The sequence below is a fragment of the Streptomyces sp. NPDC051940 genome, from assembly GCF_040680895.1.
Taxonomy (GTDB): domain Bacteria; phylum Actinomycetota; class Actinomycetes; order Streptomycetales; family Streptomycetaceae; genus Streptomyces.
In genome coordinates, this window is record NZ_JBFAXR010000203.1 from 1 (window position 1) to 10,365 (window position 10,365).

9 protein-coding genes and 1 pseudogene are annotated in these 10,365 nt (G+C 68.1%); 8 read left to right on the top strand and 2 right to left on the bottom strand.

Annotated elements, in window-relative coordinates; translation table 11 throughout:
• The first annotated feature begins 320 nt into the window (after positions 1-320).
• The 4 genes from coxB to AB0M28_RS38480 all read left to right on the top strand — a co-directional run bounded on the left by coxB (position 321) and on the right by AB0M28_RS38480 (position 4,851).
• Positions 321-1,277 (top strand): cytochrome c oxidase subunit II, encoded by a 957-nt coding sequence (gene coxB / locus AB0M28_RS38465; protein WP_365415145.1) that lies wholly within the window; start codon positions 321-323, stop codon positions 1,275-1,277.
• A complete protein-coding gene (gene ctaD, locus AB0M28_RS38470) occupies positions 1,274-3,013 on the top strand; it encodes a cytochrome c oxidase subunit I (RefSeq protein ID WP_365415147.1) in 1,740 nt (579 codons plus the stop codon). The genes coxB and ctaD overlap by 4 nt, the downstream gene beginning before the upstream one ends.
• On the top strand, positions 3,010-3,408 hold the full coding sequence (locus AB0M28_RS38475) for a cytochrome c oxidase subunit 4 (RefSeq protein WP_365415149.1): 399 nt from the start codon (positions 3,010-3,012) through the stop codon (positions 3,406-3,408). Before ctaD ends, AB0M28_RS38475 begins: the two co-directional genes overlap by 4 nt.
• A gap of 168 nt (positions 3,409-3,576) precedes the next feature.
• Positions 3,577-4,851, top strand: coding sequence for an Ig-like domain-containing protein (locus AB0M28_RS38480; RefSeq protein WP_365415151.1), 1,275 nt, complete (start codon positions 3,577-3,579; stop codon positions 4,849-4,851).
• A gap of 91 nt (positions 4,852-4,942) precedes the next feature.
• Here the strand turns inward: AB0M28_RS38480 and AB0M28_RS38485 are convergent, their stop codons facing one another.
• Positions 4,943-5,359, bottom strand: coding sequence for a hypothetical protein (locus tag AB0M28_RS38485; RefSeq protein WP_365415152.1), 417 nt, complete (start codon positions 5,357-5,359; stop codon positions 4,943-4,945).
• Positions 5,360-5,624: 265 nt separating this feature from the next.
• On the opposite strand from AB0M28_RS38485, the gene AB0M28_RS38490 reads away from it, so the two are divergent.
• From AB0M28_RS38490 to AB0M28_RS38505, 4 genes are all read left to right on the top strand, one after another.
• Positions 5,625-6,245, top strand: a complete 621-nt coding sequence (locus AB0M28_RS38490; RefSeq protein ID WP_365415154.1) for a heme-copper oxidase subunit III — start codon at positions 5,625-5,627, stop codon at positions 6,243-6,245.
• Positions 6,246-6,311: 66 nt separating this feature from the next.
• Complete coding sequence (locus tag AB0M28_RS38495; RefSeq protein WP_365415156.1) at positions 6,312-7,127, top strand: cytochrome c; 816 nt, start codon at positions 6,312-6,314, stop codon at positions 7,125-7,127.
• Positions 7,128-7,147: 20 nt separating this feature from the next.
• Positions 7,148-8,188, top strand: a complete 1,041-nt coding sequence (locus AB0M28_RS38500; RefSeq protein ID WP_365415158.1) for a Rieske 2Fe-2S domain-containing protein — start codon at positions 7,148-7,150, stop codon at positions 8,186-8,188.
• Positions 8,185-9,816, top strand: coding sequence for a cytochrome bc complex cytochrome b subunit (locus tag AB0M28_RS38505; RefSeq protein WP_365415160.1), 1,632 nt, complete (start codon positions 8,185-8,187; stop codon positions 9,814-9,816). The genes AB0M28_RS38500 and AB0M28_RS38505 overlap by 4 nt, the downstream gene beginning before the upstream one ends.
• Positions 9,817-10,278: 462 nt before the next feature.
• On the opposite strand, the pseudogene AB0M28_RS38510 reads toward AB0M28_RS38505, so the two are convergent.
• A pseudogene (locus AB0M28_RS38510) lies at positions 10,279-10,365 on the bottom strand (TetR/AcrR family transcriptional regulator); the annotation flags it as partial.

The following is a 10,365-nucleotide window of genomic DNA, read 5'->3' on the forward strand; positions in this document are numbered from 1 at the left end:
CACGGCTCACTCGATCCGGTGATGCGCACGCGCAGCGCGGCGGGCTCCGGCGAGTACGTCGAAGCGCCCCCACATACCCCCAAGCCCGTCCGGCGTTTGTGGACTCCGGCCGAAGGCCGGATGCGCGTAAGCCGACGCAACGGAACCGGCGAACCGGCCACACGTCCCCCGGACGGAGGTGCGGAGGCGCGTCAACCCACCCTCCCCGAGCGACGCGAAATGACGTCCAGTAGGGTTTGGTCCGCGTAAACATCCATACCCCATGCCCGCAAGCCCCCCGCAGGGGAGCCGCGGGCCAGAGACTCTCGGGAAGGCGCTACGTGAGTCCCAACGGCTCCGACCGCTCCTCGCGGCGCACGATGCGGCGGAGGCTGCCGCAGGCGCTGGCCGCGGGCCTGGTCCTCGCAACCGCGACCGGTTGCTCATACACCTGGGAGGACTTCCCCCGGCTCGGCATGCCCACTCCGGTCACGGAGGAAGCGCCGCGGATCCTCTCCCTCTGGCAGGGCTCGTGGGCGGCTGCACTCGCCACGGGTGTGCTGGTCTGGGGCCTGATCGTGTGGAGCGTGATCTTCCACCGGCGCGGCCGCACCAAGGTGGAGGTCCCGGCCCAGACCCGGTACAACATGCCGATCGAGGCGCTGTACACGATCGTCCCGCTCATCGTCGTCTCGGTGTTCTTCTACTTCACCGCCCGCGACGAGTCCAAGCTCCTGGAGACCTCCGAGAAGCCGACCCACGTCATCAACGTGGTGGGCTACCAGTGGAGCTGGGGCTTCAACTACCTGAGCGACGTGGACGCGGCGAACCCGCCGAAGGAGATCGAGGCGCTGCCGATCAAGCAGCTCGAGGCGATCCCCTCCGACGGCGTCGGCGGCGTGTACGACTACGGCATCCCGGAGACCGAGAACCCGCAGACGGGCAACCCGGGACCGACGCTGTGGCTGCCGATCGGCGAGAAGGTCCGCTTCGTGCTGACCTCCCGTGACGTCATCCACTCCTTCTGGGTGGTGCCCTTCCTGATGAAGCAGGACGTCATCCCGGGCCACACCAACGTCTTCGAGGTGACCCCCAACCGGGAAGGCACCTTCCTGGGCAAGTGCGCCGAGCTGTGCGGCGTGGACCACTCGCGGATGCTCTTCAACGTGAAGGTCGTCTCGCCGGAGAGGTACCGCGAGCACCTCGCGGAGCTGGCCGAGAAGGGCCAGACCGGTTACATCCCCGCCGGCATCCCGCAGACGGAGAACGCCAGGAACGTGGAGCCCAAGAAGTCATGAGCATCCTCAACGAACCCCAGGGTGCCGCGACCGCAGCTGACGACTCTTACGAGAACGAGCTGCCGGTCCGCCGCAAGAGCCCCGGCAGCGTCGTGGTCAAGTGGCTGACGACCACCGACCACAAGACGATCGGCACGCTCTACCTCTCCACCTCGTTCGTCTTCTTCATCTTCGGCGGCATCCTGGCGCTCTTCATGCGAGCCGAGCTCGCGCGCCCCGGTACGCAGATCATGTCGAACGAGCAGTTCAACCAGGCGTTCACGATGCACGGCACGATCATGCTGCTGATGTTCGCGACGCCGCTGTTCGCCGGTTTCGCGAACTGGATCATGCCGCTGCAGATCGGCGCGCCCGACGTGGCGTTCCCGCGGCTGAACATGTTCGCCTACTGGCTGTACCTCTTCGGCTCGCTGATCGCGGTCGCCGGCTTCATCAGCCCGCAGGGCGCCGCCGACTTCGGCTGGTTCGCCTACACCCCGCTGTCCGACGCCGTCCGCTCGCCGGGCATGGGCGCCGACATGTGGATCATGGGTCTGGCGATGTCCGGCTTCGGTACGATCCTCGGCTCGGTCAACTTCATCACCACGATCATCTGCATGCGGGCCCCCGGCCTGACGATGTTCCGGATGCCGATCTTCACCTGGAACGTGCTGCTCACCGGTGTGCTGGTGCTGCTGGCCTTCCCGGTGCTGGCCGCCGCGCTCTTCGCGCTGGAGGCGGACCGCAAGTTCGGGGCGCACGTCTTCGACCCGGCGAACGGCGGAGCGCTGCTCTGGCAGCATCTGTTCTGGTTCTTCGGGCATCCAGAGGTGTACATCATCGCGCTGCCGTTCTTCGGCATCATCTCCGAGATCATCCCGGTGTTCTCGCGCAAGCCGATGTTCGGCTACATCGGCCTGGTCGGCGCGACCATCTCGATCGCCGGTCTGTCCGTGACGGTGTGGGCGCACCACATGTACGTCACCGGCGGCGTCCTGTTGCCGTTCTTCTCCTTCATGACGCTGCTCATCGCGGTGCCGACGGGTGTGAAGTTCTTCAACTGGATCGGCACGATGTGGAAGGGCTCGCTGTCCTTCGAGACACCGATGCTGTGGACCATCGGCTTCCTGGTGACCTTCACCTTCGGCGGTCTGACCGGTGTCATCCTGGCCTCGCCGCCGCTGGACTTCCACGTCTCCGACTCGTACTTCGTGGTGGCGCACTTCCACTACGTCGTGTTCGGCACGGTCGTCTTCGCGATGTTCGCCGGCTTCCACTTCTGGTGGCCGAAGATGACGGGCAAGATGCTCGACGAGCGGCTCGGCAAGATCACCTTCTGGACGCTGTTCGTCGGTTTCCACGGCACGTTCCTCGTCCAGCACTGGCTGGGCGCGGAGGGCATGCCGCGGCGTTACGCCGACTACCTGGCGGCCGACGGCTTCACCGCGCTGAACACCTTCTCCACGATCAGCTCCTTCGTCCTCGGCCTGTCGATGCTGCCGTTCTTCTACAACGTCTGGAAGACCGCCAAGTACGGCAAGAAGGTCGAGGTCGACGACCCGTGGGGGTACGGCCGTTCGCTGGAGTGGGCGACGTCCTGCCCGCCGCCGCGGCACAACTTCCTCACCCTGCCGCGGATCCGCTCCGAATCGCCGGCGTTCGACCTGCACCACCCGGAGCTCTCCCGCGACATGCTTGAGGGCGCCGGCCACGGCGCCGCGTCCCTCACCGGTGGTTCGAAGGAGGCCGGGAAGTGAAGATCCAGGGGCACATGTTCACCTGGCTGGCGGGCTTCATCCTGCTCGCGGCCGTCGTCTACGGCGTCTGGTCCAAGGAGCCGGCGGGTACCACCGCCCTCTTCATGGCCTTCGCGCTGTCGATCATGATCGGGTACTACCTGGTCTTCACGGCCCGCCGTGTCGACACGGGCGCCCAGGACAACAAGGAGGCCGACGTCGCGGACGACGCCGGTGAGCTGGGCTTCTTCAGCCCGCACTCCTGGCAGCCGCTCTCGCTCGGCTTCGGCGGAGCGATCGCGTTCCTCTCGATCGCGATCGGCTGGTGGCTGGTGTTCTTCGCCATCCCGTTCATCGCGCTCGGCGTCTTCGGCTGGGTCTTCGAGTACTACCGCGGCGCGGACCAGAACCAGTGACGCACCGCTGAAGTCCGGACAGGGGTCCGGGGGCGCACGCCCCCGGGCCCCTTTTCCGTGGCCCGGGCTTCTTGTCGCGGGCCCGCGCGGGCCGTTCGGGTGGTGCGTGCCTCCCTCTTCTGGATCACCCAGAAGGTGCGATAAATATGATTTACATAGTTTTGTCGCATGAGTCACACCCCCCGACGCCGAACGACCGCCTGCACGGCGAGTTGCGCACTGCTGCTGGTTCCTCTCACCGCGGGGCTCACTGCCTGCTCGCAGACCTCGCACCCCCTGTCCGTGAAGCCGTACGACGCCTCCACCCAGGTCGCTCTCACCGGGGCGGCGGGGGACGGGGCCAAGCGACTCGATCCGGGTAAGCCCCTGGAGGTCAAGGCCACCGGGAGGGGCGGCCGGATCACCGACGTGGTCGCCCGCGACGCCAACGGCCGCTATCTGCGCGGCGAACTGAGCGGCGACGGCACCAGCTGGCGCTCCACCGCCGCGCTCGCCGCCAACGCCGGCTACACGGTGCACGTCAGCACCGAGGACGAGTCGGAGGGTCAGGGGCGCCGCACGTACACCTTCCGTACGGGCAACTACAACGCCAAGACCGCCAAGCCCCTGAAGCTCGAGTTCGGCCCGCAGAAGGGCACCTACGGCGTCGGGCAGCCCCTCACGGTCAAGCTCAGCCAGCCGGTGAAGAACAAGGAGCAGCGGGCCGTCGTCGAACGCGGCCTGAAGGTCGTCTCCACCCCCAAGGTGCAGGGCGCCTGGTACTGGGTGGACGACAAGGAACTCCACTACCGGCCCAAGGAGTACTGGCCGGCGCACTCCAAGGTGACCCTCTCCAGCAACCTGGAGGGCATCAAGGTGCGCAAGGGCCTGTACGCGGGGAAGACCGCCCCGCTGAACCTCGCGATCGGCGCGAAGGTCGTCGCCGTCACGGACGCGGGCTCCCACCAGATGTCGTTCTACCGGGACGACAAACTCGTCAACGAGATCCCCGTCACCACCGGCAAGCCGGGCTTCGAGACCCGCAACGGCAAGAAGGTGATCCTCGAACAGGACTACTACGTCCGCATGACCGGTGCCTCCATCGGCGTCGCCGGCACGTCCGAGGACTACAACATGGACGTCTACTGGGCGACCCGCGTCACCTGGAGCGGCGAGTACGTGCACGCCGCACCGTGGTCCGTCGGCTCCCAGGGCTACGCCAACGTCAGCCACGGCTGCACCGGCATGTCCACCGGCAACGCCCAGTGGTTCTTCGAGAACGTCCGCCCCGGCGACATCGTCCAGGTCGTCAACAGCTACGGCGAGGACATGGACCCCTTCGGCAACGGCTTCGGCGACTGGAACGTGTCGTGGAAGAAGTGGCGCGAGGGCAGCGTGCTGACCGCCGGGACACGTGAGGGACAGAGCCCGGCGGATGCGTCCCGGCTGCGGCCGTCCGTCTGACGGGAACGGACGCGGCGCCTCCCGCCGGCTGGGAGGCGCCGCACACCGTTCCGTTCGCGGACCGCGCCGCGTCGTCCGTATCGTCCGCGGACTACGCCGCGTTGACGCCCCGACGCCCGCGCAGCAGGCCGGCCAGGGCGTCCGCGAGGGCCACCGGGTCGATCGGGTGGGCCACCGTCGCCTCCGCACGGCTCCACGTCGCCAGCCACGCGTCCTGCGGGCGGCCGATCAGCAGCAGCACCGGCGGCGCCTGGAAGATCTCGTCCTTCATCTGGCGGGCCACGCCCATGCCGCCGGCCGGGGTCGCCTCGCCGTCCAGCACGCAGGCGTCGATGCCGCCCTTCGCGAGCTCCTCCATGACGGCGGGCAGCGTGGCGCACTCCACGTACTCCACGGGCGGCAGATCGGCCGCAAGGCGGCGTCCGGCGGCGAGCCGGACCTGCTCGCGGGTGTTGGCGTCGTCGCTGTAGACGAGCACGATGACCGGCGCGGTGGCGGTCGACTGCATCGTTCCTCCGGCGTAACTAGCGCTGTGCCTGTTGGGCTGGACGTGCATCACTTGCGGTATGACTGCCTTGCTGGCCGGAGCCTACTCCGCAGCGGGGGGTTTCGAGGAGCCTTCGTACCTTGGAAGATCGTGGTCCGGCGGGCCCGCGACAGCGCCGGTTACCCCTTGCGGGTGACCGCCGTTGGGGGGTCCGGCACACCCGCCTGGGCGCCCGACACTCCATTTGGCACCCCCCGGAGTGAGCCCGGGATAAGCGACCGACATAATGTCGGACGTGGCGACAGCAACAGCAGTAGAAACCGGGCACGCGCACCCGTCGGTCAACCGGCCGAACCTCACCAGCGTCGGAACCATCATCTGGCTGAGTTCCGAGCTGATGTTCTTCGCGGCCCTCTTCGCGATGTACTTCACCCTGCGATCGGTGATGGGTTCCGAGTACTGGGACACCCAGACCGAGCATCTGAACTTCCCGTTCGCGCTCGGCAACACCACGATCCTGGTGCTCTCCTCCCTCACCTGCCAGCTCGGCGTCTTCGCCGCCGAGCGCGGCGACGTGAAGAAGCTGCGCATGTGGTTCGTGATCACCTTCATGATGGGTGCGATCTTCATCGGCGGTCAGGTCACCGAATACGTCGAGCTGGTCTCGCACGCGGGCATCTCGCTCTCGTCCGGCCCCTACGGCTCGGTGTTCTACCTGACCACCGGTTTCCACGGACTGCACGTGACGGGCGGGCTCATTGCCTTCCTGCTCGTCCTCGGCAGGACGTACGCGGCCAAGAGGTTCACGCACCACCAGGCCACCGCGGCGATCGTCGTGTCGTACTACTGGCACTTCGTCGACGTGGTCTGGATCGGCCTCTTCGCCACGATCTACATGATCAAGTAACCGGCCCGGCCGGACGCAGACGCACGAAGCACATCGACGTACAGAAATCCTGACACCGGGGTAGACGTGAAAAAGCTCTCCGCACGACGGCGCCATCCGCTGGCAGCGCTTGTCGTCCTACTTATCGCGCTGGCGGCCACCGGGGGGCTGTACGCCACGTTCGCCCCCGCGGACAAGGCCCAGGCCCAGGGCGAAAGCACCACGCAGGCGGAAAAGATCGAGGAGGGCAAGAAGCTCTTCGCGGTCGGCTGCGCCAGCTGCCACGGCACCGGCGGCCAGGGGACCACCGACGGTCCGAGCCTGGTCGGCGTGGGCGCCGCGGCCGTGGACTTCCAGGTCGGCACCGGCCGTATGCCGCTGCAGCAGCCGGGCGCCCAGGCGCCGCGCAAGCCGCGGATCTACACGGACGACGAGATCGAGGCCCTGGCCGCCTACGTGGCCTCCTTCGGTCCCGGCCCGTCCGTCCCGGCCAAGGAGGACTACGCCCCCGAGGGCGGCGACATCGCCAGGGGCGGTGACCTCTTCCGGACCAACTGCGCGCAGTGCCACAACTTCATCGGCAAGGGCGGCGCCCTCACCAAGGGCAAGTACGCCCCGCCGCTGGACGACGTGTCGCCCAAGCACATCTACGAGGCCATGGAGACCGGCCCGCAGAACATGCCCTCCTTCGGCGAGGCGCAGCTGACGTCCCAGGACAAGCAGGACATCATCGCGTTCCTCGACGACGTCAACGGTGAGGACTCCGTCAGCGAGGGCGGATTCGACCTCGGCGGTCTCGGCCCGGTGGCCGAGGGTCTCTTCGGCTGGATCTTCGGTCTCGGCGCGCTGGTCGTCGTCGCCGTCTGGGTTGCCGCGCACACCGCAAAGGCCAAGAAGTCATGAGTAGCGGATCAGAGAACGAGATGTCTACGGAACATCTGCCGAGCGAGCAGAGCGCTCACGGCACGGTAGCCGTCGCCGACGGGGAGCACCCCTTCGCCGACCCGGGTCTGCCGCCGCACGAGCCCCGCAAGCAGGACATCGACGAGCGGTCGGCGCAGCGCTCCGAGCGCACCGTCGCCCTGCTCTTCGTCGTGTCGATGCTGGCCACGGTCGGCTTCATCGCGAGCTTCGTCGCCTTCCCGATCGACCGGGTGGAGTACGTCTGGCCGCTGGGCCACGTCAGCATCCTGCATCTGATGCTGGGTGTGACCATGGGCATCGCCCTGTTCTGCATCGGCGCCGGCGCGGTCCACTGGGCCCGCACGCTGATGTCGGACGTGGAGATCGCCGACGAGCGCCACGCGATCGCCGCCGACGAGGAGACCCGCGAGAAGGTCTTCGCCGACTTCAAGCAGGGCGCCGCCGAGTCCGGCTTCGGCCGGCGCAAGATGCTGCGCAACACCATGTTCGGCGCGCTGGCCCTGGTGCCGCTCACCGGCATCGTGCTGCTGCGCGACCTGGGCCCGCTGCCCGAGGACAAGCTCCGCCACACCATGTGGAAGAAGGGCCTGCGCCTCATCAACATGAACACGCTGGAGCCCCTCAAGCCCGAGGACATCAACGAGGGCTCGCTGTCCTTCGCCATGCCCGAGGGCCTGGAGTACGAGGACCACGACTTCAACGTCCAGATCGCCAAGGCCGCGGTGATGCTCGTACGCATCGAGCCGAAGGAGATCAAGGACGCCAAGTCCGCGGACTGGGGTCACGACGGGATCCTCGCCTACTCCAAGATCTGCACGCACGTCGGCTGCCCCGTCAGCCTCTACGAGCAGCAGACCCACCACGTCCTGTGCCCCTGCCACCAGTCGACCTTCGACCTGTCTGACGGCGCCCGAGTGATCTTCGGCCCGGCCGGTCACCCGCTGCCGCAGCTGGAGATCGACGTGGACGACGAGGGCTACCTCACGGCGCTCGGCGACTTCGACCAGCCCGTCGGCCCGAGTTTCTGGGAGCGCGGATGAGTACTGCAACCACCTCGACCCGCCGCGGCAAGGCGCCCGCGGGCGAGCGGATCGCCGACTGGACCGACGGCCGGCTCGGCATCTACGGCCTGGCCAAGTCCAACATGCGGAAGATCTTCCCGGACCACTGGTCCTTCATGCTGGGCGAGATCTGCCTCTACACCTTCATCATCGTCATCCTCACGGGTGTCTATCTGACGCTGTTCTTCCACCCGTCGATGGCGGAGGTCACGTACGAGGGCTCGTACGCGCCGATGCACGGCATCCGGATGACCGAGGCGTACGCGTCGACGCTGCACATCAGCTTCGACGTCCGCGGCGGTCTGCTCGTCCGGCAGATCCACCACTGGGCGGCGCTGATCTTCGTCGCCGGCATGGGCCTGCACATGATGCGCGTCTTCTTCACCGGCGCGTTCCGCAAGCCGCGTGAGGTCAACTGGCTGTTCGGCTTCCTGCTGCTGGTCCTCGGCTGCATCGCCGGTTTCACCGGCTACTCGCTGCCGGACGACCTGCTGTCCGGTACCGGTGTGCGGTTCATGGAGGGCGCGATCCTGTCCGTGCCGATCGTCGGTACGTACATCTCGTTCTTCCTGTACGGCGGTCAGTTCCCCGGGGTGGACGTCATCCCGCGGTTCTTCTCGATCCACGTGCTGCTGGTGCCCGGCATCATGCTCGGCCTGCTGGTCGCGCACCTGATCCTGGTGTGGGTCCAGAAGCACACCCAGTTCGCCGGGCCCGGCAAGACCAACAACAACGTGGTCGGCATGCCGTTCCTGCCGGTGTACGTGGCCAAGGCCGGCGGCTTCTTCTTCCTCGTCTTCGGTGTCATCGCGGTGATCGCCGGTACGACGTCGATCAACCCGGTGTGGGTGCTCGGGCCGTACCGTCCGGACCAGGTGTCCACGGGCGCCCAGCCGGACTGGTACATGGGCTTCTCCGAGGGCGCGATCCGCGCGATGCCGGCCTGGGAGTGGAACTTCTGGGGCCACACCATCAACTTCGGTGTGTTCATCCCGCTGGTCGTGGTCGGCATCCTGCCGGCGCTGATCGCCCTGTACCCGTTCTTCGAGTCCTGGGTCACCGGCGACAAGCGGGAGCACCACCTCGCGGACCGGCCGCGCAACGCGCCGACCCGGACCGCGTTCGGTGCGGCGTGGCTCAGCGCGTACGTCGTGCTGATGATCGCGGGCGGCAACGACCTGTGGGCGACGCACTTCCACCTCTCGATCAACGCGATCACGTGGTTCGTCCGGATCGGCCTCTTCGTGATCCCGGTCCTGACCTTCATCGCGGTCAAGCGGATCTGCCTCGGCCTGCAGCGCCGGGACAAGGACAAGGTGCTGCACGGCCGCGAGACCGGCATCATCAAGCGGCTGCCGCACGGTGAGTTCATCGAGGTGCACGAGCCGCTGCCGCAGGGCGAGATGTACCGCCTCACGGCGCACGACCAGTACCAGCCGCTCGAGGCGGGGCCGTCCGTCGACGAGAACGGCGTCGTGCGCAAGCAGGGGGCGCTGGAGAAGCTCCGGGTCCGGCTGTCGAAGGACTACTTCGGCGACCAGTCGCAGATCCCGAAGCCGACGGTGCGCGAGTACGAGGAGATCACCTCGGGCCACGGCCACCACTGACCGGCCTCCCGGCCGGCCGCTGTCACCACACCGGGCGCGCCCCGGAACCGTCCCCCTCACGGGGGGTGGTTCCGGGGCTCGTTCGTTTTGCGGGGCCCTGCGGGCGGCGGTGGCGGTCCTCGCAGGGTGGCCGTCACGCGTCGGTGGCCGCCGACGCCCCGCGCCTTCGGCGCGGGGTCACCTCCCACCCACAGCCACCCGTGCGGGGTTGCCGGGGTCACCGCCGCCGGCGGCGGGTGTCCGGCGCGGCGGGGGCGGGCGGGGCCCTGAGGCGCCGCTGGGGTGACCAGGCGGTCGGGGGCCCGGGTGGGTGGGCGGGCCATCAACCCGCGCGGAAGGCGTGGGGCGGCGCCGGTCGGAGGGGCGTCGCGTTGGTGGGGGATCGGGTACGTGGGCACGTGCGCCCGCGCCAGATGCGCGGGGCGGCCTTGAGGCGCCGCTGCGGCGACCCGGTAGAACGGGCCGCTGCAGCTGGCGTACCAGCTTGCGGTCCTCGTCGCGCAGCCGGTCCAGCTCCCGGTCGTGCAGGATGATCAGCGGGCGGTCGTG